The organism is Paenibacillus thermotolerans (assembly GCF_028745515.1).
GTDB lineage: Bacteria > Bacillota > Bacilli > Paenibacillales > YIM-B00363 > Paenibacillus_AE > Paenibacillus_AE thermotolerans.
In genome coordinates, this window is the sequence record NZ_JAQZSG010000019.1 from 1 (window position 1) to 22,669 (window position 22,669).

23 protein-coding genes are annotated in these 22,669 nt (G+C 54.1%); 5 read left to right on the forward strand and 18 right to left on the reverse strand.

The annotated features are described in order from the left end of the window. Positions 1-85: 85 nt before the first annotated feature. The gene (locus PT964_RS15790) at positions 86-469 is read right to left on the reverse strand and encodes a hypothetical protein (protein WP_274364328.1); all 384 of its coding nucleotides are present in this window, start codon (positions 467-469) and stop codon (positions 86-88) included. A gap of 146 nt (positions 470-615) precedes the next feature. Here PT964_RS15790 and PT964_RS15795 point away from each other — a divergent pair, with 146 nt between their 5' ends. After that, entirely contained in the window at positions 616-1,065 is a 450-nt protein-coding gene (locus tag PT964_RS15795) for a MarR family winged helix-turn-helix transcriptional regulator (RefSeq protein WP_274364329.1), read from the forward strand. Positions 1,066-1,081: 16 nt separating this feature from the next. Here PT964_RS15795 and PT964_RS15800 read toward each other — a convergent pair whose 3' ends face one another. From PT964_RS15800 to PT964_RS15815, 4 genes are read right to left on the reverse strand one after another with little or no spacing between them, the layout of a single operon-like run. Beyond that, complete coding sequence (locus PT964_RS15800; RefSeq protein ID WP_274364330.1) at positions 1,082-1,963, reverse strand: ABC transporter ATP-binding protein; 882 nt, start codon at positions 1,961-1,963, stop codon at positions 1,082-1,084. Between the two features lie 4 nt (positions 1,964-1,967). Next, positions 1,968-4,820, reverse strand: a complete 2,853-nt coding sequence (locus PT964_RS15805) for an ABC transporter permease (RefSeq protein ID WP_274364416.1) — start codon at positions 4,818-4,820, stop codon at positions 1,968-1,970. 30 nt (positions 4,821-4,850) lie between these two features. Next, positions 4,851-5,888 carry an efflux RND transporter periplasmic adaptor subunit gene (locus PT964_RS15810; protein WP_274364331.1) on the reverse strand — a complete coding sequence of 346 codons (1,038 nt, stop codon included), beginning with the start codon at positions 5,886-5,888 and terminating at the stop codon, positions 4,851-4,853. After that, entirely contained in the window at positions 5,881-6,543 is a 663-nt protein-coding gene (locus tag PT964_RS15815) for an ABC transporter ATP-binding protein (RefSeq protein ID WP_274364417.1), read from the reverse strand. Before PT964_RS15815 ends, PT964_RS15810 begins: the two co-directional genes overlap by 8 nt. Before the next feature lie 221 nt (positions 6,544-6,764). Between PT964_RS15815 and PT964_RS15820 the strand changes: the two genes are divergently transcribed. Next, the gene (locus PT964_RS15820; RefSeq protein WP_274364332.1) at positions 6,765-7,670 is read left to right on the forward strand and encodes a GNAT family N-acetyltransferase; all 906 of its coding nucleotides are present in this window, start codon (positions 6,765-6,767) and stop codon (positions 7,668-7,670) included. A 50-nt stretch (positions 7,671-7,720) separates the two neighbouring features. Here PT964_RS15820 and trxA read toward each other — a convergent pair whose 3' ends face one another. The 3 genes from trxA to PT964_RS15835 form a co-directional block, all read right to left on the reverse strand. Continuing rightward, positions 7,721-8,035 (reverse strand): thioredoxin, encoded by a 315-nt coding sequence (gene trxA, locus PT964_RS15825; protein WP_274364333.1) that lies wholly within the window; start codon positions 8,033-8,035, stop codon positions 7,721-7,723. 97 nt (positions 8,036-8,132) lie between these two features. Beyond that, a complete protein-coding gene (locus PT964_RS15830; protein WP_274364334.1) occupies positions 8,133-8,570 on the reverse strand; it encodes an RrF2 family transcriptional regulator in 438 nt (145 codons plus the stop codon). A 432-nt stretch (positions 8,571-9,002) separates the two neighbouring features. Beyond that, positions 9,003-9,584 (reverse strand): isochorismatase family protein, encoded by a 582-nt coding sequence (locus PT964_RS15835; RefSeq protein ID WP_274364335.1) that lies wholly within the window; start codon positions 9,582-9,584, stop codon positions 9,003-9,005. A gap of 312 nt (positions 9,585-9,896) precedes the next feature. Here PT964_RS15835 and PT964_RS15840 point away from each other — a divergent pair, with 312 nt between their 5' ends. Then, the gene (locus PT964_RS15840; protein ID WP_274364336.1) at positions 9,897-10,499 is read left to right on the forward strand and encodes a CGNR zinc finger domain-containing protein; all 603 of its coding nucleotides are present in this window, start codon (positions 9,897-9,899) and stop codon (positions 10,497-10,499) included. Here PT964_RS15840 and PT964_RS15845 read toward each other — a convergent pair. The 4 genes from PT964_RS15845 to PT964_RS15860 form a co-directional block, all read right to left on the reverse strand. Continuing rightward, positions 10,474-10,854, reverse strand: coding sequence for a VOC family protein (locus tag PT964_RS15845; protein ID WP_274364337.1), 381 nt, complete (start codon positions 10,852-10,854; stop codon positions 10,474-10,476). The genes PT964_RS15840 and PT964_RS15845 overlap by 26 nt on opposite strands. 46 nt (positions 10,855-10,900) lie before the next feature. Then, positions 10,901-12,259 (reverse strand): MATE family efflux transporter, encoded by a 1,359-nt coding sequence (locus PT964_RS15850; RefSeq protein ID WP_274364338.1) that lies wholly within the window; start codon positions 12,257-12,259, stop codon positions 10,901-10,903. Between the two features lie 123 nt (positions 12,260-12,382). Further along, entirely contained in the window at positions 12,383-13,210 is an 828-nt protein-coding gene (locus PT964_RS15855) for a sugar phosphate isomerase/epimerase family protein (protein WP_274364339.1), read from the reverse strand. A gap of 491 nt (positions 13,211-13,701) precedes the next feature. Beyond that, positions 13,702-14,196, reverse strand: coding sequence for a DUF2243 domain-containing protein (locus PT964_RS15860; RefSeq protein WP_274364340.1), 495 nt, complete (start codon positions 14,194-14,196; stop codon positions 13,702-13,704). A gap of 165 nt (positions 14,197-14,361) precedes the next feature. Here PT964_RS15860 and PT964_RS15865 point away from each other — a divergent pair, with 165 nt between their 5' ends. After that, positions 14,362-14,946, forward strand: a complete 585-nt coding sequence (locus PT964_RS15865; RefSeq protein WP_274364341.1) for a GNAT family N-acetyltransferase — start codon at positions 14,362-14,364, stop codon at positions 14,944-14,946. Between the two features lie 20 nt (positions 14,947-14,966). On the opposite strand, the gene PT964_RS15870 is transcribed toward PT964_RS15865, so the two are convergent. The 6 genes from PT964_RS15870 to PT964_RS15895 all read right to left on the reverse strand — a co-directional run bounded on the left by PT964_RS15870 (position 14,967) and on the right by PT964_RS15895 (position 21,723). Next, the gene (locus PT964_RS15870) at positions 14,967-16,073 is read right to left on the reverse strand and encodes a polysaccharide deacetylase family protein (RefSeq protein ID WP_274364342.1); all 1,107 of its coding nucleotides are present in this window, start codon (positions 16,071-16,073) and stop codon (positions 14,967-14,969) included. Between the two features lie 134 nt (positions 16,074-16,207). Further along, on the reverse strand, positions 16,208-16,741 hold the full coding sequence (locus tag PT964_RS15875; RefSeq protein ID WP_274364343.1) for a YceI family protein: 534 nt from the start codon (positions 16,739-16,741) through the stop codon (positions 16,208-16,210). Positions 16,742-16,892: 151 nt separating this feature from the next. Then, positions 16,893-17,189, reverse strand: a complete 297-nt coding sequence (locus PT964_RS15880) for a DUF6509 family protein (RefSeq protein WP_274364344.1) — start codon at positions 17,187-17,189, stop codon at positions 16,893-16,895. Positions 17,190-17,228: 39 nt separating this feature from the next. After that, positions 17,229-17,786: an NUDIX hydrolase gene (locus tag PT964_RS15885; protein ID WP_274364345.1), complete on the reverse strand. Its 558-nt coding sequence runs from the start codon at positions 17,784-17,786 to the stop codon at positions 17,229-17,231. 107 nt (positions 17,787-17,893) lie between these two features. Further along, on the reverse strand, positions 17,894-20,800 hold the full coding sequence (uvrA, locus tag PT964_RS15890) for an excinuclease ABC subunit UvrA (protein WP_274364346.1): 2,907 nt from the start codon (positions 20,798-20,800) through the stop codon (positions 17,894-17,896). Further along, positions 20,797-21,723, reverse strand: coding sequence for a nucleotidyltransferase domain-containing protein (locus PT964_RS15895; RefSeq protein ID WP_274364347.1), 927 nt, complete (start codon positions 21,721-21,723; stop codon positions 20,797-20,799). Before PT964_RS15895 ends, uvrA begins: the two co-directional genes overlap by 4 nt. Before the next feature lie 231 nt (positions 21,724-21,954). Here PT964_RS15895 and PT964_RS15900 point away from each other — a divergent pair, with 231 nt between their 5' ends. After that, complete coding sequence (locus PT964_RS15900; protein WP_274364348.1) at positions 21,955-22,659, forward strand: hypothetical protein; 705 nt, start codon at positions 21,955-21,957, stop codon at positions 22,657-22,659. Positions 22,660-22,669 lie beyond the last annotated feature (10 nt).

Below are 22,669 nucleotides of genomic sequence, written 5' to 3' on the forward strand. Positions count from 1 at the left end.
TTTGGAACAATGATTGTTCGTTAAACATGCCGTCGTAGAAAAAAACGGCGGTCATCGATTGCAATATCGACGGCCGCCTTCTTTTTCACTCATATACGCTGTCCTTATAGCCTTCGGCCAGTACGCCCGTGTCGTCTCCCGCCAAGGCTTGGCTCAACCCGGTCATATACGCTTCCGAAAAATCCTCGTTCACCAAATGTGCGGGCAGACCTTGGCCCTCCAAATTGCATTCCGGCCCGTCCGCAGCATTCCCGACTTCGGCGGTGTCCCGAATTTCTCCTCCGTGGGTTTGGACGATTTCCAAGGCGGACTGCACATCGCTGCGTTCCACATGAATGTGCAGCGTCGGATGCTCTTCAGCCCCTTCCTCCATCACCGGGTCGTAACCGAGCTCCTGCAGCGTTTCGAACGCGTCGATCGCCGAATCCATATTCGGGAATGAAAAACGAATAGCGTCATCATACAACATGCGGCGTTCGTCCTTTCAAAAATCGTTTTTTCCATTATCCCCCGCACAATAACCGTTTAATCGAATGCTCGCTGGAAAAAACTAATTTGACGATTGCGGCGCACTTTTCTATGATTAAAGAAATATGAAAACCAAGGTGATCCATCATGAATGAACACGACGAAGCGGTTGAGCGCTCATTGCGTCTGTTCCGGGTGTTGGCGCGTGCCTTCGGGAATATCCAGGAGCTTTCCTTTCGAGATATCAAAACGTACGGATTAAATCCTACCGAATTTGCCGTCCTAGAGCTTTTGTATCATAAAGGACCGATTCCCCTGCAAAAGATTGGCGCCAGACTGCTCATTCTAAGCGGCGGCGTGACGTATACGATCGATAAGCTGGAAAAGGCAGGGCTCGTGCGCAGACGCAATTGCGATTCCGACCGGAGAGTCATTTATGCGGAGGCGACGGATCAAGGACGGGAGCTGATGGATCGCATTTTCCCTCAGCACGCCCTTGCGCTTCACCGCGCGCTGTCCGGATTGAACGACGAAGAGAAGGAGCTTGCCAGCGAATTGATGAAACGTCTCGGCAAAGAAGCGGAACGGCTGCTGTAACAGCAGCCGTTCCTTTTTATTGTTCTTCCGGAGGCAGAAGCCGGATCGAGCCGTCCTCCATCTTCACGCGGACTTTATTCGATTTGCGCAGGCCGAGCTCGTCGACGTATGCCTCCGGCAGCTGCAGGCGCCCGGCGCGGTCCAGCACGGCGTACTCCTCGTGCGTCGCTACCTCTTCCTCCGCTTCGGATTGGAGCGCCTTGAGCTCGTCGGCGTACGAAATTTTGCGAATGATTTCGCTCGATGTTTTTCCGTCCCGGATTTGCACGACCCGGTCCACCTTCCGCGCCAGCTGCGGATCGTGCGTGACGATGACGACCGTAACGCCGAATTCGGTGCTTACTTTACGGAACAAGTCGAGAATTTGGTCCGCCATCTTCGAATCGACCGACCCCGTCGGTTCGTCCGCAAGCAGCAGGCTCGGTTCGTTCGCAAGCGCAATGGCGATCGCCACGCGCTGCTGCTCGCCGCCCGACAGCTGCGTAAGCTTGTTGTTCGCCCGGTGGCTGAGGCCGACCGCTTCGAGCAGGTCGAGAGCCCGCAGACGCTTCCTTCTTCCTTTCAGCAGCATCGGGAGCTCGACATTTTGCAGCGCGGTTAAGTACGGGATCAGGTTTCGCGCATTGTTTTGCCATACGAAGCCTACCGTTTCGCGCTTGTATTTCATAAGGTCTCTTTGCGAGCATTTTAGCATATCGATTCCGTTCACAAACAGCTTGCCGGCGGTCGGACGGTCCAGCCCGCCGAGCATATTGAGCAGCGTCGATTTGCCGCTGCCGCTGTTTCCGATAATGGCCATCAACTCGCCCTTCTCGACCCGCAAATCCAAGCCTTGAAGAGCAAACACCTCAAGATCGGCTGTTTTGTAAATTTTAACCAAGTCCTCGCAAACGATCATAGGCTTAGTCCTCCCCAAGCTTAAGCGCCTGATGAATCTTAATTCGCGACACCATCGATCCGAGCGCGATAAAGCCGATGACAATCATGACAAATACGATTGCGTTCAGGCCGAACGTGTCGCGCGCGTCGATAATGACGCGGAACGGCGGCACCTGCACTTGTTGATTGAACGACATTTTAAAGAGCGGGACGAACAGCCGGCTTGCAAATATGCCTGTGCCCAGACCGAACGCCAGTGCCGCAGCGGTGGTGAGCACCTGTTCGACGCCGAGCAGCGTCAGCAAGCTCCTAAGCGGCATGCCGAGCGCGCGGAATAAGCCGAATTGCAGCGCGCGGGCTTGCAGCGAAAGAATCCAATACAGCAGGAAGCCTATAAAGCTGATCGCTACCGATATTAAAAAGCCTAGCGTCATTACGCCGTTGACGGACAGATGGAACGGGTCGTTCTTCATCTGAATCAATTGCTCGCGCGTATCCTGCAGGTTCGTGACCATGAGCCTCTTTTCGACGATCGTGTCGAACAGCTCCTGCCTCGAAGCGTCGGGCGTCAGCTTCAGCCATATGCTGTACGGCTCGATCGCGATGCGATTCTGAATATAGGACAGGTGCCCTACGGCCAGCATCGGAGCCGGCGGCTTTTCGCCATCCGATGTCGGCGCTTCCGGAAGCGGCGAGAAGCCCGGGAAATAATCGATAACGCCGTAGACCGTGAACAAGGCGGGCTCGTGGTTTTTCCAGTTGATCTCCATCGTATCGCCGACCTTGACCCCCTTCTGATCCGCCATCGACCGCGATATGAGAACGGCGGACGGATCTTCGGCGATCAAATTCAAATATTCGTTCAAATGGTGCTGCAGAAGATCGTTGCGGAACCAAGTCGTCTGCCCGAAGTCCTGCGTGTTAATTCCGACCAGCGTAAGATCGCCGCTCGCTTCCCCTGCGCGCATGAACGCGTCGTCCTGGATAAACACCTGCGCCGCATGCTCGACCCCCGGCAATTTCGTGAACGGCTCGAAAGGCGGTTCGATATAGGAAATTTTCTTCGGAGGCGCGCTTTCCGCCGGCGGCGGTCCGCCGGGAGCGCCCATAATTGCCGGAGGAGCATCGTTCTGCCACAGCGTCGTCAGCACCATGTCCGCGCCGTTCTTGTACCGGATCGCGTCCTCCATATTTTGATTGATCGTTCTTGCCGCGCTGGCGCTGTACATCCCCGTACCGACCGTCAACACCAGGAAAATCATAAGATAGTGGTATCTCGCTCCGCCCCGCCCGATATCGAGCAATATCGTATACAGCGCCGGCGGCCACCATCTGCGGCCGATCCAATAGACGAGCTTGATCAGCCACGGATATACCCGCAGCAGCAGCAAGCCGAAGCCGAGCATGAACAAGGCCGGGATAAAGAACAGCATCGGGTCCGGCGCGAATTGATCGGCCTTCAAGCCCAGCTGCGTGAACTGATCCATCTGCTTGTGGAAGTTGGTAAGCATGTAGTAGGAGACGCCCAGCAGAATGACGTCCAGAAACATAACTTGCCACAGCGGACGCGCTCCGCTTCTGGATTGCTCGCGCTTGCGATCGACGATCGTCGCCCGCGTCGCAAGGGCGGCGGGAATCATCGTCATCACGAACGAAGCGATAACAGCGTATAACGCATACTCGTAAGCTTCCCGGTCGAGCTTGACCTGCAGTGACGCGCGCTGAACGAACTCCAGAAAACCGTTCGACGCGCCGAGCCATTTCGTCAGCCCGAGCGCTATGATCGGGCCGATCAGGAACGCAATGCCGCCGAGTATGATGCCTTCCAGCGCATACGAAATCAAAATTTGAATCCGGCTGGCGCCGCGGCTCCTTAGCACGGCTATTTCGGTCTTTTGCCTGGAAATAATAAGATTGGAAACCATAAATAAGTACCAGCTAAGCATAATGAGCACGGGCACATTCAGCGACCACAGCAGCGTCCTGAGCCGCTTTTCCCGTTCGAAATATTTCTGAAGCGTGGCGCCCGCCGTATTGTGCACCCCGTTCGTATCGAAATAGCGGCTGACGTAGCGCTCGATTTGATAAGTGATGCCCAGATACGTTTTTACATTGTCCAACGTAATTTTGGTGTAATCGACGGCATAATACCAAGAAGCCGCAGTCAGCTTGACCGGAGGCTCTTTCGACTCAAAGACGGTCTCGAACGTTTCGAAAGGAATCAAGAAATAGTTTTTATATTTCGAAATCGAGCCTCCGTAGAAAAACAGATCGCGCTCATCTTTTCGATTAATGACGCCGACCGGTCTGATGACGATTTTCTCGTCCGTGTACTTGGGAGCGACGACAAACTCGTTGCCGAGCACCATATGAAGCTCCGTCAGCGCGGAATTGAACACTACGGCCTCATAGGCGCCGTCCTGCAAGCCCGGCTTCGCCCATCGTCCGTCCACCAATACGGCGTTGTCCTCGACCCCTTTCAACGCGGCGATTTTCCCGGCGCGCTGCTTGGTGGGATCCACCTTGTCGGGATGCAAAGGGTCAAACCCGACCATGATCGTTTCGCGCTCTTCCACGTAGTGGATCACAGGCACCGGCATGCGGCTTTCCACGTTATCCATGTACGTATCGATTCGCTTGAACGCATTGGACACCTTGTCGTTTTCACTCCAGGCCGAGCTGTACACCTTCGTCCATAAGGCGCCGGGATATACGTTATCTTGCTGCTGCAGCCGCTCCATATCTTTCATCAACATGCGTTGTAAGACCGCATCGATATAGACCGGAATGCTGCTTACCAGCGCAACCGTCACGACGAGTCCCGCAAGCAAGCTCAACTGCAGCCACTTGTTATTGATCATTTTGTGCAAAACCATGCGCAGCAAGGGCTACACCCCATTTCCAGTTTATTGCAGGATGACGGTCTGTCCTTCCTTCAAGCCGTTCACGATCTCTACTTCCGTTTGCGTTTCGATTCCGACTTCGACGTCCGCTTCGCTGCGAGTTTCGCCGTCCAAAACTTGCACGTACGTGCGCCCGAAATAGCTGCGGAGCGCCCCCTTCGGAATAATGAGCGTATTTTCGCGTTTTTGCGTCAGCACGCGAATGTCCGCCAAGGTGCCCATCTTAACGTTCGGCGGCAATTTGTCGGGCTCCACGTATAAAGTTCTGCCGTACTTTTCCGCCAAGTCCGGATTCGTCGTTGTCGGCGCCGAATCCGGCGTCTGGGTCACGGCTCCCGTATATGAAGCGCCGTCCACGTCGAACTGCGCCGTCATTCCCACCTTCACTCCGTTTAGCGCCGTACGGTTCAACGCTTCGTATATGAGCCGAAGCTTTGACGGATCCGCCACCGATACGAGCGTCCGGCCGTTATCGACCCAGTCGTTCCGCTTCAGGCCTTCTATGTAAATAACGACGCCGTCCATCTCGGCCAGAAGCTGCTTGCTCTCAAGCTGCTTCTTCGTCTTCTCGAGCTTCGTCTTGGCGATGCCGAGCTCGATCTTGCGAATTTCGATCATGTCCTGATCCTTGGAGAAAATCGCGTCCTTCAAATTTTTCTCGGCGTATTTCAGCTTCAGCTCGTCTTCCTGAATGGCCAAATCCAAATCGCCGACTTTAAACTGAATCAGGACGTCGCCTTTACGAACCGTATCGCCGGACTTTACGAGCACTTCCTCAACCGTCGCTCCCGGCTCCTTCAACGAATGATATGCGATCGACGTCGATTCGAACGTGCCGACGCCGCGGACGTATTTCTCGATCGTTCCCTTCTTGACCGCAGCGGTCGTAACGCTGTCCTCCCTCGGTTTGATCAGCGGAGGCGCAAGCGCGGCTTCCTCCTCGGGAAGCAAGGAACAGCCGGCAAGAGAAACGGCCAGCAGCATGCCGGATAACGCTCCGGACGTCAATTTCGCAAGTCGGTTTGCATTTCCATTAAACAATGACCCCATCCTCCAATGCATATACATGATCGACGATTTCCATCATCGCCGGGTCGTGAGTCGTCATAACGACCGTAAGCCCTTCCCGCTCCACCAATTCTCTAAACAAGCCTACGATTTGCAGTCCGGTCTTGCTGTCGAGCTCCGCCGTCGGTTCGTCCGCAAGCACAAGCTTCGGCTTATGCGCGATCGCGCGCGCAATCGCCACCCGCTGCTGCTCGCCCCCGGACAGCTCGAACGGGCGGTGATGCATCCGCTTCTTCAGACCTACCATGGAGAGCGCTCTTTCCGCGGCCGCTCTCGACTCTTTGGAGGGCGCCCCCGACAATCTCAGGCCGAACTCCACATTTTCCAGTCCCGACATGTAAGGCACAAGCGCATACGATTGAAAAATGAGTCCGATATGCTTACGCCGCAGCTCATCCATTTTCCGGTCCGACAGGTGCGTAAGATCTTCCCCGTCCAGCTCGATGGTGCCCTCCGTCGGCCGATCGAGCGTCCCGAGCAAATTAATGAGCGTCGTCTTGCCCGAGCCAGAACGGCCCCGCAAAGCCACCAGCTTCCCAGTAGGTATGTTGAGATCGACACCTTTCAAAGCGTGTACGGCTCCGCTTCCTCTCCCGAAAACTCGGGTCACTCCTTGTGCGCGAATCATCTCCGTCAAGGCGGCTGTCGCTCCTTCCCGTCCGAAATAATTTGTCTTTGAAAGCACTTTCTTGTTGTCCTATTGCTATTCTACACTCATTGTATGGGTATTGGGAGCTTTTTTTCTTGAAAAATTCCAATTGACACCAGTCCGAATTACCTAATATCATCAAACTATATTCATAGGTTTGATGAATATCAAACTATTCCGAAAGCGGTGGGATTTGAGCCATGACAACGAGCATACGTATGAAGAGCCTGCTTGAAACGACGATTGGGCAAGCCGTGCAAGTGTGGAACGAAGGCTTCAGCGACTACTACATCAAGATGCCGATCACTCCCCAAGTTTTTGCGTCTTTGAAATTCGGCATTGAGGAAATTGATCCGGAGCTTTCTTTCATTGCTTTCGCGGATCATAAGCCTGCGGGATTTCTGCTTAGCGCGTTTCGCGATGCAGGCGGGGAAAAAACCGCATGGAACGGAGGCACGGCCGTGCTGCCCGAGTTTCGCAGACTGGGCGTCGGCAAGGCGCTGATGGCGAAAGCGCTGGAAAGCTACCGCGAGCGAGGCGTCGGAACGGCGCTGCTGGAGGCGTTCGAGCAGAACGAAAGAGCGATTGCGCTGTATCGCTCCTTCGGCTATGAGGTTGCGGACATGATCCATTCTTTCGCTATTGAGGGAGAGGCGGAGCCTGAGTGGGGAGAGCCGGCGCACTTATCGGCGAAGTATGATATTGTGCGCGTGACTCCTCGGGAGCTTTCCCTGCTGCCGTTTTATCCGAAGCTGGTCGCTTGGCAGACGCAATGGAGAAGCGGAAGAGACGGGGAAGCGGTGATCGTATCGGACCGGGCAAGCGGCGAAACGGTAGGCTACGCGTTGTTTCGGCGGTTGTTCGACGCGCAGGGCGCGCATACCGCCACGACGCTTCTGCAAGCCGTGGCTGCGCCGGAGTCGGGCGATGAGGAAGCGGTGCTGCGCGCTGCCTTGCATTATGTATTTTCTGCCCGGTCGGAAGCGCCCGTTCTGCGAAGGAGCGTGTTCGGCGCGCCTTCGTCCCAGCCGGCCCTCGTCTCCTTGTGCGAAAGCCTCGGCTTCACGCTCAGGCATAAGCTCGTGCATATGACGGTAAAACCATAGTGAACAATAAAAGCCCCGAACTCGTAACGTTCGGGGCTTCGTTGTCGTCATCAGATATGGCCTAACACCCAATTTTTGAGCGTGTTTTTGTCTTGGAAGCCTACGGTCATATCAACCTCTTGGCCGTCCTTAAACAGCTTCAGTGTCGGAATGCTCATCACGCCATGTTGCTGCGCCGTAGCCGGATTGTCGTCCACATTGATTTTCGCGATCGTAAACCGTCCTTCCGCTTCTCCGGCCAGCTCTTCCAGCACCGGGGCGATCAGCCGGCACGGTCCGCACCAAGGCGCCCAAAAGTCGACCAGCACGACCCCTTCTTTAATCGTTTCGTTAAACTCGCTGTCGGTTGTGTGAATCACCGTCATCGTTCATTCCTCCCTGGGATCGAATCGTTTATTTTGTAACTATTTTTGTAACAGTTTTGATTCAGCGGAAACCGTTCCGCGGTTATGAACAGGCGATTTAGTCCGCGCCTTTGCTCAAATCGGCCTCCCGAATTTGAGTCAGCACGTCCGCTACGGTCAACCGTTCGAAGAAGCTTTCCAGATGCCGTTCGGCTTCGGCGAACACGGTGTCCATGACGCACTGGATATTGGACGATACCATGCAGTACTGCTCCGGATCGCCGGATGACCATCCCGGCTTCAAGCTTCCGGGGCACATCGCGCGGTAAATGTCCGCAAGCGTCACCCGCTCCGGATCGCAGCTAAGAAGATAGCCGCCGCCGAGCCCTTCCTTGGTGGAAACGAAGCCGCCTTTGCGCAGGCAGCCCATCACCTTGCGGACTCGGGCCGGGTGCGTTGCGACGTTGGCTGCGATTTGCTCGCTCGTCGCCATATTTCCGCACTTATATGCAAGTAAAACCAAGCTGTGCACCGCAATCGTAAATTCGCTGTTCATTTCGGATTCCCTCTGCATCAATCTATTACTGTTATTGTATTAATTACAGTTGTTTTTGTCAATCGGTCATGTATTGCGTTCTATACTAGTTTAGTTTCGCGCATCCTTATTACCGCTATCCCCTTCACTCAGAAATTGTTGCGTTTGGATGGAGAATGTCAGGTGATCGGGGGAGAGTTTTCGAAACATGGGCCGCCCCTGCCGCCGGGCTTTCCGGAGCTTAGATATTTGGAAAAGCTGAGCGATGGGGAGAGCGGTCAAAAGGCTGAGCGAAGGGAAGAGCGGTCAAAAGGCTGACCGGGTCACACATGCCGACCCTACTCGCTTGACCTGCATGCGACACGACAAGCCCGCGGTTCGGAACGTCGCACTTTCTTGATCCTAATAAAAATGACCCTACCCAACGTTCAAGGTAAGGTCAACCATTGATTCCTATGCGGTCGTCACTACCGGGCGTAAAACGGAGTTCAACACCGACTGGGTGTCGGTCACCGTGACGAATTTGGAAAGCCCGTTCATGGCCCGTATATGCACCTCTTTGGCCGAATACGTCCGCTCGTCGTATCCTGCGACATCGAAGGCTGCCGACGCATCGGACACTACGATGGGCCGGTACCCCAGCTCGTGAGCCGTCCATGCCGTAACGAGCACGCTCCGGTCGGCCGTATAGCCCGCAATGATCAGGCTGCCGATCTGCGCCTCCTCCAGCTTAGCCTGCAGACCGGTGTCCTCGAACGCGCATACGTGGGGCTTCGCAACGACGATTTCGCCCGGCAGCGGCTCTGCGAACGGCAAAAACTCCCACTCCGGCTCGCCCCGTAATGTCGTCGATCCGGGATGCTCCGATTCCTCCCGGATATGTACGACAGGCAAGTCGTGCCGCCTCCATTCGAACAGCAGCTTACGCATGCAAGCTTCCGCCTCCGTCTGTGCGGGATACGCCTTTCCCCAGCTCGGTCCGCGGTAATCTTTCTGAACTCCGATCAATACTAATGCGGTCTTCAGCGTTTTCAAGTTCTCTCCCGCCTTCTCCCATTCTCCGATTGAAGTAAGCTTCTCTATGTATGTCGGTTTTGCTAATATCAGCAATATTTCTGTATTCACAGAATGAACTGCAAATCTAAAATATTACATCTTACAATCAATGTCAATTTTTCTTGTTTGCCGTACTACCTAATATAACGTCTTCCCCGTCCAAAATGTTACTCATCATTCCAAAAAAAAATGATTCTACCCCGGCAAATCGACGGCAACCATGGAGAAATCGGCACCAAGGTGCTACAATTTTGAAATAACGATTTTCGGCCGATAAGGGGAAGCTGCGGCATGGAGCTATTATGGATGGATTTTGTAAACAGCTTTTGGCGGGATTGGCGCGGCAGCGGCAAGTCGGAGGACCGGCTGGAGAACGCGGAGTGGCTGCGGCATTTTATTGCGAAATGGAATCTCCCCGGACTTGAACCGGCTGATCCCGGGAATATCGACAGGCTAAGAAACCTTAGAGAGCTGATCGGCCGAATGACCGGCGCGATTACTGCCGGCGAGCCGATGCGCGCCGACCAAATCGATGCGCTTAACCAAATCATGAGCAAAGGGCCGGTCGTATACCGCATCGCCGCACATGAGGACGGTTATAAGATGAGCTCCGTTCCGCTTTCGAACGGTACGGATCAGCTCATGGCGTCGATTGCGGCGTCCTTCGCCGAATGGATCGGCAAGGGCGACCATTCCCGAGTGCGCATCTGCGAAAATACGGACTGTCTCTGGGTGTTTTACGACGACACGAAAAACCGGTCGAAGCGCTATTGCGACGACCGGATGTGCGGCAATTTATTGAAGGTTCGGCGTTATCGGGCGAAAGGCAAAGCACACAGCAAAACGCGAAGCGAAGCGCAAAGCAACACTACCGAACCGCATTCAACTCGATGACGTTGCGGTCGGGATCAAGCAGAAATATTTGCGCAAACCCCGTAATGCTGTTCGGATTCGCCGTATGCTCGATCCCTTTTTGCGTCAAATGCCGCCTTGTCTCTTCGTAGCTTTGAACCCGCAGCGCGAAGTGGCCGTCACGGGTGTCGATGCCTCCTTGCCGCTTCGTCTCTCCGTCGTGTACGAGCAGATGAACCTGCTGGCCGGATTCGCCGACAGCCAGCCACGCGCCGGGGAAGTCGAAAGGCGGACGCTCGATTTCCCGCAGCCCGAGAATGTCCTTGTAGAATGACTTGGCCCGTTCCAGATCGGTCACAATCAAGCTGACATGATGTATTCCTTCGCAGCGAACCATCGAACGACTCCCCCTTCATCCCTGCTTTTCTCCCGCCGATCAGCCGTTAATGGGCGGCATGCGCGAGCGGCACCGAGGCGGCCTTGCTCTTGGCATTCGTCCAATCGAGACTCAAAAAGCGGTATCCGTTTACTGCGGCGCCGAAGATCATAAGGCTGCAGAGCGCGATCCACGCCCCCACCTGCCCGAGATCGAATACGGCGGTCAGCACCACCGTCGCCGGTATGAATAAAACCCAGTTAAGCAGCAGCGCCGCACGGGAAAGGAACGTCGTGTCCCCGATTCCTCTTAACCCCCCGCCAAATATGATACCCGTCGTATTAAACAATTGAATGAAGGCAGCCAGATGAATCAGAGGAATGACCGCATTAAATACGGCGGCTTCCGACGTATACAGCTTTGATATCGGCAGCGCGAAAATAAACATGAGGCTGGAAACGACGATCATAAACAATATTCCCAAATAAACGGTGACAAGCCCGAACCGGCGCGCCTCGGACGGCCTTCCTTTGCCGATCTCCTGGCCGATGCCGATCGTCGATGCTGCCCCGAAGCCGTTCGAAGGCATAAAGCCGAAGGACAAAATGTTCAGCGCAATTTCGTTCGCTGCGACCGCCGTTGTTCCGAGACGGGTGATGCAGGCGGTGAAAATGAGCATGCCGAGACTGTTGGACAGCTCCATAACGCTCAGCTTGGCGCTTTCGAAAAATATAAGCTTCACTTGCTTGCGCTCAACCGGCACCCATGAGCGCGTGAAGAAGAAACCGTTCAAGAAGCCGTAATGCACCAGAATACAAAGCAATAGCGTAATCAGCTCCGCGATGACCATACTCCAGGCGGCGCCCTGCAGCCCTAAGTTCGGAAAGCCGAATTTGCCGTAGGCAAGCACATAAGTTAGAACGACGACCAACGCACTGTTAATGATCGATATCGTCATCGGCGTTTTCGTATCTCCGATCGCCCGCATATAAGCGTAAAACACGCCGCTGAATATTCCGAACATCAACGCAAGCATCCGAACTTGGACGTAGGCGGTCCCCAAGCTTACGATTTCCGCATTCGAGCCTAGTAACTTGAGCACATAATAAGGGGCAAAAAAACTGAATGCAAGCATCAGCCCCGCTTGAACGGCCGTCCCCAGCAGAGCGATCTGCATCTGTTGATTGGCGAGGCGCATATTCCCCGATCCGTAATTTTGAGCGGCCAAATAGTTGATCGAGCCTTGAATGCCGGAGCACATCGCCCAAACGTTGTACATCAAAATGTTGGTAATCCCGACGACGGCGATCGACGCCGCGCCAAGCTTGCCGACGGTCATTAACACAAGCAATCCCGTGAATGTCATAGAAGAAAACGTTGCAATGGACGGAATCGCGAGTCTAAGTATTTGTTTAACTAGCTGCACAATGATTTTAGCACCACCGGTCTGAGATGTAGATTTCCTTGATAGCAATAGGCAACATTATAACCCAGCGCGGCGCCTAAATATATATGCAAAAAACTAGGAAACGAATATTTTACAACGACTTTACAAATAAGGCTCCGCCAGCGACCGCACGCGGCCGACTCCGTCCCACAGCTCGCCCGGACCGTCGTACACAAGCGTGATCGGCCCTTGGTACCCGCTCTGCCGCACGACTTCCATGCAGCGTATAAATTCTTCCGCATCGGGCATCCCTTGCGCATCCGTCTGCGCTTTCGCATGAATCGATTCGCTCCGCGGCACCGTTCGGCCGAGCTCCTCGTACTTTTCCGCTCCCGCGAAGTTGCCGAAGTCGCTCGTCAGCCCAAGCCGTCCCCCGCATGCTTCGAGCAGCGCCAAGCAGTTTTCGGAGGTGGAGGTCAGCGGCTTGAAATTTTCCGTAATGACCCTCACGCCTTTCCCCTCCGCATAATCGCACAGCTGCTTCATCGCCTCGCAGGAGCGCCCCAGCGCTTCCCGATCCGATGGATCCGCATCCCCGCCAATCACTCTTATCCGCTCGGCCCCGACGGCCGAAGCAATATCGATCCATCCTTTGAGCCATTCGATATCGGCCGAGCGCCTGGTTTCATCCGCGTTTGAAATATCTCCGTAGTCGGCGAGCAGCGTATAGAACGTAATTCCCGCTTTGCGAACCGCTTCCTTCAGCTGCTGTAAGTATGCTTCACTCGTATCGGGGAAGTTGAAATGGCACACCTCCATCGCCGAAAAACCGTTATCCGCCAAAAAGGACGGCAGCTCAAGCAGCGAGATCCGCTCCGGCTGATCGTCGATGACCGTAATATGCTTTTGCTCCCGCGCATCCCACTGCGTCCAGCGAAGCGGGCCTAAGTTTCGATGCAAGCTCCAAGTCGTTATTGATAAGTAGGGCATACATGATACCTCCGTTTATACTTGATATGGTGCAGCTTTGATCGACAAACCCTTCCTTTTGAATTATATCATCAAAATTTTCCTTGGAATGCCAAAAAACTCCCGATGGAGAGCAATTTTGCATAGAAGTTTTAATGAAAGCTTATTCCGGATAAAAGTCCGTATTGAATTCCAGATTTTTCGGATATCGGACCTATCGAATTGGGATAGCAGGCAGGCAGCCCGCTCTAACGGACATGCATGCAGCTATTCGCCGTTTTGAATAGTGTTTGCAGTTGTAACGGACACCACGGCAGTTATTGCCTCGAAAAAACGGGGATGGACGCCAAAAATCGGGGTTTAGCGTCTGTGGCGTCCGTTAGCGGATTAGCGGTGGGCAAATTAGCGATATAGCGTCTGTGGTGTCCGTTACTTCCCACAAAAAGGGGTGTCCCTGCTCGAAAAAAAACGCCAACCTCACTCACGGTTGACGTTTGCTGTTCTGTTTTATTTTATCGCGCTTTCGCCCGGCTCTTCCTCGAACTCACCTCGATGAAGTCTTTTCCTTCCGCGCTGCGTCTGACCAAATACCCGATCAAAAAGAGCACGAAGCCGGAGGCGAGGAATGCCAGATCGTACAGCAGCTCGTTCGGATCTCCTTGCTTCACGTGATGAACCTGCAGGATGTGATGGTCGACGATGCCTTCTACCACATTAAACACGCCGCCGCCCATCAAAATGTTCCCCCAAAGCACGGCCCATCGGTTGCGGATGCCGCTTGGCAGTCCGCCCTTCCATAGGACAAAGGAACCCGCAACGAGCGCAATGACGGTAAATGCATGAAACAGCCCGTCGCTGACGATTTGCCCGTGCCGGTGCGTCCCCATATACACGCTGTGCCATTGCAGCAGCTGATGAAATACGATGCCGTCGACCGCGCCCAGCAATCCAAAGCCCAATATGAGTCCGCCAAGATGAAACAGCCTTTCTTTTTGTTTTGCCGACATAGGAACACTCCTATCTAGTAATATTCTACCAGCTATCATTTCCTAGTTTCGGCAAACCTAAACCATTGCAGCACTCCCCGTGAAAGGACGAGTCCCGCCTTTTTCTAATACATACCGTCATGATAAAATATGAGCGAGTGCTGTAAACAAGAGGATGAATCGACGATGACTGATATCGTACAATCGACTTTCTATAATCAAGCTTCCGACACCTTACGGCGTGAGATTGCTATATTGATGCATAAGGTTTGGCCGAATTTTTGTCCAATGCCGGGCGGGACGATTCCGGACACCCACGATGCAGAGCTTCATGCGCGCTCATTTTATTCCTGCTCTAGTGGAAGGCTGGTCAGCTATGCAGGTGTTGTCCGTAAAACCATTATGCACGGAAGGCGGACATTCAACATCGCTGGGCTTAGCTGTGTGGCAACTGATCCCGATGTTCAGGGCCAAGGGTTCGGTTTGCGCACAGTCGCTGCAGCTACCGAATGGATCGAAGAACAGGTGGACATAGATTTTGGTATATTCACGTGCAACCCGTCTTTAGCCTATTTTTATAAACGTGCCGGCGATTGGCCGGTCGTTCCGGATGTAAGGCTCATTGGCAGCCGAGAAGAAGGCGCTTTGTCCAGCGATTATTTGCAGGTTGTCGTTTTGATGCGCCTGTTTTCTGCGAAAGCCCATGCCTATGAGTCGATGCTGCGTCATTCAACTATCGATCTCGGCCTTCCAATTGGCCAATTCCTATAGCGAGCGGAAAACTGCAGTCGTCACACGCTTTCCGTTGCCCGCACCATCGCATAAAGCGCCTCCGCTTCGGTTTCCAGCACGTACACCTTATTGTTTTCCAGCTTGAAGGAAAGCTTCGCCTCCGTCATACTTCCGGCTCCCGTCCAAACCGATGTTTTCGCGCTCACGTTAAATTGCAGCACTCCCCCGGAAAGGACGAGTCCCGCGGTTTTCTTCGTATTGTCCCACGTTACCGCCCCTTTTCCGTCCGCCCAATCCCGCAGCGCGACCCATCGCCCCGAAACCGTCGCAGGCGCCGTCGAATCCCGCTTCAACTGTTGGACGGCCGCCAGCAGCTCCGCGTCCTGAAGCTCCGCCTTGCTTCTGTCCCATTTCAGTTTCCCGACGCGGAACGTTACCGGCTTCACTTGCTCCGACAGCGCTTCAAACCGGTATCCTTTTGCCTGAAAGAAGGCAATGATTTCGGGCAGCGCCTTTACCGTTTCCTCGTGGCCTGCGCCGTCGTGCAGCAGGACGACCAAGTCGCCGCCAAGCTTCGATCGCTTTACGTTGCCGACGATCTCTTTGGCCGGTACGCCGCGCCGCTTCGAATCTCCGGAATCGACGTTCCAGTCGTGGATGGAAAAGCCCGCTTCCCGCAAATAGTGAAAATAAAGCTCGTCAAAGTTACCGGAAGTCCCGCCCGGCGCCCGCAGCAATCGAACGCTGTTCCCCGTAATGCGCTTGAGAACTTCGTCGGTGGCTTGTACTTGGCGCAAGAAGCCGTCAAAGCTTTTGTAAAGATGTTGGTACTTATGGTCGTATGTATGATTTCCGAGCGCATGGCCTTCGGCCGCAATCCGGCGAATCGTTTCTTCTCTGGCCGACGCCAGCTCCCCGAGCACAAAGAACGTCGCTTTTACATCATGCTCTTTCAATATATCAAGCACTTTGGGCGTCAGCTTGCTGGGGCCGTCGTCAAATGTCAAATATACCGTGGGCCGGTTAGACGTTTCCGCTTCTTGGCGCATCGAAGCCGACGTCTCGGCAGCGCTCGTCATCTGCGGCATCATTATTAAGCAAATCAATGCCATAACCGTTAAAGCCAGAAGGAAGAAACCCGATTTCCACGATATATAAACTTTCATGTATGAACCCCCCGTTTGCGATTCTCAAACTGTTTACTAGATTATATGGGGGACGTTCGATTAATAGACTTCGAACTTTCGACAAAAAAAGAGCCGCCGCCGATTCAGGCGCGACTCTTGGTATGACGCGGATATTACGCTTGCTTTACCGCTTCGATTTCGATCGAGAATTTCACTTCATCGCCCACAAGCACGCCGCCGGTTTCAAGCGCAGCGTTCCAAGTCAAGCCGTAATCGCTGCGGTTAATTTTGCCGGAGCCGCTGAAGCCGACCTTCTCGTTGCCCCACGGATCTTTGCCGGAGCCTTCGTACGTTACGTTGAACGTTTCCGTGCGGGTAACGCCGCGGATCGTCAGGCTGCCCGTCACCTCGTACTCGCCGTCGCCCGTCTTCCGAACGCCGTTCGATACGAACTCCATCTTCGGATGATTCTCCGCATCGAAGAAATCTGCAGACTTCAGGTGCGCGTCGCGGTCGGCGTTGCGCGTGTCGATGGAAGCGACGTCCACCGAAAATTTGATCGATGCGGAAGTCAGATCCTCCGGATCCGCGGAAACTTGCGCGTCGAACGTGTGGAACGTACCTTTCACCTTTGCGATCATCATATGTTTGATCGTGAAATCAATGCTGCTGTGCGAAGCGTCGACTACCCAGTTGGAAACTGCCATTTTTCATAACCTCCATTATATTTTCGCTGTCGTTTCATACATTAGTAACTTTTTGTAACCACTCAACGATTATCATTTTATGGGTTATCCTTCGATTTGTCAATCTCAATTTTGAAGTATTTAGTGCGAAGCGGTGATTGCTCCGCTCCGGCTATAGCTCCGCCTCCGTAAGATGCTCCTTGCAAAAAGCTTCCACCTCTTCGAGCTCATCGTCCTCCAGATCGAAATCCAGATGCTTCTCCGTATTTCTTTCCAGGATGTCGTATTTTACGATCCTTTGCTTCTCTTCCTCTACTCCGTAAATGACCCGAAGCGCAACGCCTTGTTCGGAATACAATTCATCGTCCTCGTCCACGTCGATATCGAGAATGAACTCGTACCGCTTTCCTTTTATGATTCCGAACGGATCCTTTACCAACTCCACGCTGTACTCCGTAATCGTTACCATTGACGTTCCTCCAATTCCCTTGTACATTGTTTATTTTTGCTAAACCCGAAACAATCCATACCCGTCCAATCGAACAATCGGCTGCGCATCGACCGCCAAGCCTTCCGTCTTGCCGTTCAACGCCACATCGACCAGCCAGCGGGTAAACGGAGCGACATTCATCGATTCCATCTCTTCCGCGGCGAAAAATCCCGCGGCGTCTACCTCCACCCCATCGGGCGTCGGCTCCCCGCTCACATATTCCATCGAAAAAGCGATATAAACGTTATGTATGCTCCTCGGCTGATCGCGGAGCGCGACAATATTTTTTACAACGCCTTCGATCCCGGCTTCCTCCAATAGCTCCCTCTTCATCGTCTCTTGAATCGGCTCCAGCTGCTCGATATATCCGCCCGGATTGGTCCAGTACCCTTTCCCCGGGTCCTGAGCCCGCCGTACGAGCAGCACTTTTCCGTCCGTTACCATCAACGCCCCGACTCCGATGCTGTAATTCCCCCAGTGTACAAAGCTGCAAGACGTACACGCTTTCCTCGGATACCCGTCAATATCCCTGATTTCCAGGGGGCTGCCGCACTGCAGGCAATACTTTGCGTCCATCGTTACCACCTCGAATTAAATTAGCTGGCATCATACGTAATTTTCATACTACCACATCAAGTATCGCGCGGCTCGGCATACACGAAAAAAAGCCGCATTCGCGGCTTTTAACGGGCTGGCACGGCTCCGGCGGCAAATTCCGGGAGCTCTTTCAAGCATCGGCCGGTGTGCGATTCCGGCACCAGCATAATTTGCTCCGGCGTTCCCGCTGCGACGACATAGCCGCCGCGGCGGCCCGCTTCCGGACCCATGTCGATAATGTGATCCGCCGTCTTGATGACATCGAGGTGGTGCTCTATGACAACTACCGTATGTCCGGCGTCGACAAGACGATTCAAGCAATCGAGCAGCTTCTGGATATCGGCCAGATGAAGCCCTGTCGTAGGTTCGTCGAAAATATACAAATTGTGCGCGCCTTTCTTGATTTTGCCGAGCTCCGCGGCCAGCTTGATCCGCTGCGCTTCTCCCCCCGAGAGCACCGTTGCGGAATGGCCGAGCTTCAAGTATCCGACGCCGAGCTCGTTCAATACTTTCAGCTTGTGGGCGATGTACTTCTCATCCTTAAAGAACCTCTCCGCGTCCTCAATCGACATTTCGAGCACGTCGGCGATCGTCTTCCCGTTGTAGGTCACCTCGAGCAGCTCGCTGCTGAACCGCGCGCCCTTGCAAGCCGGGCATGTCGATTCGATGTCGGCCATGAACAATAGCTGCGACGTGATCGTGCCGTGTCCCTTGCACTCCTCGCATCGTCCGCCCTTCGCATTGAAGCTGAAGAACGTCTCGGTATATCCGCGTTCCACGGAGAGCTCCTGCGAGGCGTAGAGCTTGCGGATTCGGTCGAACAGCCCAACGTAGGTGGCAGGGCTTGATGTCGGCATCCGGCCGACCGGCGACTGGTCGATATTGATGACGCCGCTGATGTGCTCTATCCCTTCGATCCGTTCATGGCTGCCGGGAATGATTCGCGCGTCTTGAAAGTGCTTGTGCAGCGCTTTGTACAGCACGTCGTTAATCAAGCTGCTTTTCCCCGAACCGGATACGCCGGTGATGCAAGTAAGCACGCCGAGCGGAATTTCGACATCCACGTTCTTTAGCGTGTTTTCCTTGGCTCCGACGATTTTCAGCGACGTTCCGCCGATACTCCTCCGCTTCTCCGGCATCGGAATCTTCTTTCGGCCGCTCAAATATTGTCCTGTCAAAGACGCTTCGTTCGCCGTAATTGCAGCGATCGTGCCTTCGGCCACCACCGTTCCGCCATGCTGGCCCGGACCAGGTCCGATTTCGATAATGTGGTCGGCAGCGGCAATCGTCTCTACGTCATGTTCGACGATAATGACCGTATTGCCGGAATCGCGAAGCTTCTTGAGCGTATCGATCATCTTCTGGCTGTCTCTCGGGTGAAGCCCGATGCTCGGTTCGTCCAGCACATACAGCATCCCCATCAAGCCCGAGCCGATCTGGGTCGATAGCCGAATGCGCTGCGCCTCTCCGCCGGATAACGTGTCCGAACGCCGGTCCAAATTCATATAATCGAGGCCGATGTCGAGCAGCAGATCAATCCGGCCGACCAGCTCCCCGATGATCTGCGTTCCTACTTGGCGCTTGCGCTCCGGCAGCTCGAGCGACAGCAGGAACGATTTCAGATCGTCCAGCGCCATCGAGCCGGCTTCATGGATCGTACGGCCGCCGACGGTAATGAGCAGTCGCTCCGCTTTAAACCGTGTTCCTTTGCATTCGGGACACGTCTGCTCCACCATGACGAGATTGAACATCGATTCCTCGTACCCTTTGAGCTCCTGCTTTCTGCGCGAATTGCGGTACCAGCGGTCGATGTCGCCGACAATGCCGTCGAAGGTGAACATTTTGCCGACGTGCTGTTGAATCCACCAATCTTGGCTGTTGTCTTCGGAGCCGAGAAACGGGAATCGTTCCCCCTTCGTCCCATAGAACAAAAGATCGTACACTTCGGGAGAATACTCCTTAAACGGCGTATCCAAACTAAACCCGTAATGCTGAGAAAGGCTGTATATGATCATGTTTCGCCATGCGCGCGGGTTTTTCAAATTATAAATTCTTTCGTTCAAAGCGCCCTTCCGTATGCTGCGCTCGCTGCTAGCGATCATTAATTCCGGCTGCGCGTACTTGTAGGAACCGATTCCCAGGCAGGTGCGGCAAGCGCTTTCGTGATCGTTGAAGGAAAAGTAGTACGGCTGGAGCTCGCCGGCGGCGAAATGATGCTCGGGACACGCGAACCCCCGATAGAAGCGTTCGCGATCCGCATCGGACAGCTTCGGCCCGTCCGGCACAATGTGAAGGAAGCCTTCGCCGATCTTTACGCCTTGCTCGATCGATTGGACAAGCGGCTTGTAAATATCGCGCCGCACTTCGAACGTGTCGATCAGCACTTCCATGTCGTGCGGCATATGCTCGTCGATTTCGATCCGGTCGCTCGTATCGTATAAAATCCCGTCGATCTTAAAGCGGCGGTAGCCTTTCGTCCGAATTTCGTCGAACAGGACGTTATATTCTTCTCCGAAAATTTTTTGTACGGGCGCGTACAGCTCCACCGTCGTTCCGGCGGGCAAAGACAATATATGCTCCGCCATCTGGTTTGCGGTTTTCGACTCGAGCTCGGTACGGCACCGCGGACAGTGCGGCGTGCCCGCCGCCGCAAACAGCAGCCTGACATAATCGTAAACGTCGGACATCGTACCGACCGTAGACCGCGGGTTCGGCGTCCCGGTCTTCTGCTCGATCGATACGACCGGGGACAAACCGTACACAAAGTCGACGGCGGGCTTTTTGAGCTGGGAAATATACCGTTTGGCGTAGGAGGAGGTCAGCGATTCGAGGAAACGCCGCTGTCCTTCCCCATAGATGACGTCAAACGCTAGAGAAGATTTGCCGGAGCCGCTTACTCCGGTCACTACCGTCAGCTTTTCCCGGGGAATTTCGACGGATACGTTCTTCAAATTGTTCTCCCGCGCACCGCGGATCGATATCGTCTGCCTCAAGCGAAAAACCCCTTCCCGTCAAAATAAGCGAGCTCATCGAGCTCGAACCGGCTCCGCGCCGTAAGACGCACGGATGAAGAGGCGCGCTGAATATAACCCTTCTGGGCGAGCCACTCGCAGCCGTGAACGATCAGCATATCTTCCATCCGGAAACGCTGCTTCATATGCTGCATCATCTCCGAGAACGAGCGAACGTCGCCTTCGGACCGCAAGTAGTCGGTGACGAGTTTAAACAATCGTTCGTGCCGCTCTTCGATGTACCGGTCTGCCTCGGCCACGGCCGCCTTCATCGTCTCCAGCGTCTTCGGCCCTTCGATTACACCATGATACATCCGCTGGAAAAATTCCGGATTATATTTCAGCGCCTGCTGAATGACTTCGCGGGTAGGAATGTCTCTGTTGAGCATAACCTCGATTTGCGCCAGCTGCTCCACCCCTTTCAGCAGCCATAGGAAGCTGTACGTCGGATCCCGCTTGACGACGAGCCATTTCTCCGCCTTCTCGAGCACCGTAACCGCCCATGACGCGGCCAGAAGCAATTGCACGTCCAAATCTCTTTCCCCTACGTGCCGGATCTGTTCGTACAAATCGCGAATCGCGGGATCGTTGCAGAACAGCATGGTGCTCTTTGCGAGGAACGAATGCATAAAGCCTGCCTGCAGCGACCGTTCGAATTGCTGCTTAAAGCTTTGCCTCGACGATACGTTCGCGCTGATGCAAATGCCGTGCTCCACTAATAGCAGCGATGCGTAAGGACGTTTATCGTCGTCAACGACAACGGTCATATCGATATCGGACTTTTCCCAAACAACGTCATATGACAAGCTTCCCCCGACAAACGCCGCAACGACGCGCTGATCCCGCCGGAGCTTATCGGTTATCGATTCGAGCGCGGCGCGGTACGTTTGTTGAACATCGTTCATCCGTTCTCCTCCCCAAAGAACCGTATTTTCCCAACATCTTACACATTACCAAATACATTACCAAACATTTGTTCCCGTGTAAATGATAAATTGTTAATCCAATCCAACATTTATCCATTATATATTCTAAAGGTCCCATCATTTTCCTTCCCGATTAACGTTCCGGACGATTAAGCTTTCTAATCGTTACCAATACTTTAGATAAGCGATGTAAATCATTGAGGTGATCGATTGAAAAGGCGAGCTGCTCACTTCGCGGCGGTCATCGTTGCCGCTTCGCTATTTTTTACCGGACTGCGCTTTGCGGCTGCCATGCCGGAATTGTCGCCGAAGGCGGATGCCGCGCTGAAACGGCTGCATCAAACGAGCGGGGGAACCTTATCCGTTCGGTGGAACGAGGCTTCCGGCACCCCATACCGAATGCGGGGAAGATTAAGCGGGCCTTCGCGGCATACGCCGCCGTGGATCGCATACTCCTTTATGAACGAGGTACGCGCGCTTTACGGTATCGCGAATCCGGACCGGGACTTGGAAATTACCGAGATCCGGCAGACGTCAACGGGCTCCGTCCTCGTTGAAATGCAGAGATACTTGTTCGGAATCCCCGTGCTCGGAAATGCGCTCACGATTGAGATTGACGGCGAAGGCGTCGTCCGAAACGTTGAAGGAACGATTCATCCGGGGCTCGAGAAAAAAAAGTTTTACAAGCCGATCAAACCGGCTATAAAGGAGAAGGATGCGGTCCGAATTGCATTATCCTGCCTGCCCGCCGGCAAGCCGATCGTCGGAGACCCTTCGGTGCAGCTGTACTATTTGCCCGAAAGAAACGGTACTCCGCTGGTGTATATGGTCTCCGCTACGGTTGAGACGGAAGAAGGGCCGGGCATCCTTTGCCGCATTCTCGTCCACTCCGTCATGGGCCATATTATTAGATGAAAAAAAGATA

Bases quoted from the DNA above. Each gene is read 5' to 3' on its own strand.
- PT964_RS15790 (WP_274364328.1), bottom strand. From the start codon at position 469: ATGTTGTATGATGACGCTATTCGTTTTTCATTCCCGAATATGGATTCG.
- PT964_RS15795 (WP_274364329.1), top strand. From the start codon at position 616: ATGAATGAACACGACGAAGCGGTTGAGCGCTCATTGCGTCTGTTCCGG.
- PT964_RS15800 (WP_274364330.1), bottom strand. From the start codon at position 1,963: ATGATCGTTTGCGAGGACTTGGTTAAAATTTACAAAACAGCCGATCTT.
- PT964_RS15805 (WP_274364416.1), bottom strand. From the start codon at position 4,820: ATGGTTTTGCACAAAATGATCAATAACAAGTGGCTGCAGTTGAGCTTG.
- PT964_RS15815 (WP_274364417.1), bottom strand. From the start codon at position 6,543: ATGATTCGCGCACAAGGAGTGACCCGAGTTTTCGGGAGAGGAAGCGGA.
- PT964_RS15820 (WP_274364332.1), top strand. From the start codon at position 6,765: ATGACAACGAGCATACGTATGAAGAGCCTGCTTGAAACGACGATTGGG.
- trxA (WP_274364333.1), bottom strand. From the start codon at position 8,035: ATGACGGTGATTCACACAACCGACAGCGAGTTTAACGAAACGATTAAA.
- PT964_RS15830 (WP_274364334.1), bottom strand. From the start codon at position 8,570: ATGAACAGCGAATTTACGATTGCGGTGCACAGCTTGGTTTTACTTGCA.
- PT964_RS15840 (WP_274364336.1), top strand. From the start codon at position 9,897: ATGGAGCTATTATGGATGGATTTTGTAAACAGCTTTTGGCGGGATTGG.
- PT964_RS15845 (WP_274364337.1), bottom strand. From the start codon at position 10,854: ATGGTTCGCTGCGAAGGAATACATCATGTCAGCTTGATTGTGACCGAT.
- PT964_RS15855 (WP_274364339.1), bottom strand. From the start codon at position 13,210: ATGCCCTACTTATCAATAACGACTTGGAGCTTGCATCGAAACTTAGGC.
- PT964_RS15860 (WP_274364340.1), bottom strand. From the start codon at position 14,196: ATGTCGGCAAAACAAAAAGAAAGGCTGTTTCATCTTGGCGGACTCATA.
- PT964_RS15865 (WP_274364341.1), top strand. From the start codon at position 14,362: ATGACTGATATCGTACAATCGACTTTCTATAATCAAGCTTCCGACACC.
- PT964_RS15870 (WP_274364342.1), bottom strand. From the start codon at position 16,073: ATGAAAGTTTATATATCGTGGAAATCGGGTTTCTTCCTTCTGGCTTTA.
- PT964_RS15875 (WP_274364343.1), bottom strand. From the start codon at position 16,741: ATGGCAGTTTCCAACTGGGTAGTCGACGCTTCGCACAGCAGCATTGAT.
- PT964_RS15880 (WP_274364344.1), bottom strand. From the start codon at position 17,189: ATGGTAACGATTACGGAGTACAGCGTGGAGTTGGTAAAGGATCCGTTC.
- PT964_RS15885 (WP_274364345.1), bottom strand. From the start codon at position 17,786: ATGGACGCAAAGTATTGCCTGCAGTGCGGCAGCCCCCTGGAAATCAGG.
- PT964_RS15895 (WP_274364347.1), bottom strand. From the start codon at position 21,723: ATGAACGATGTTCAACAAACGTACCGCGCCGCGCTCGAATCGATAACC.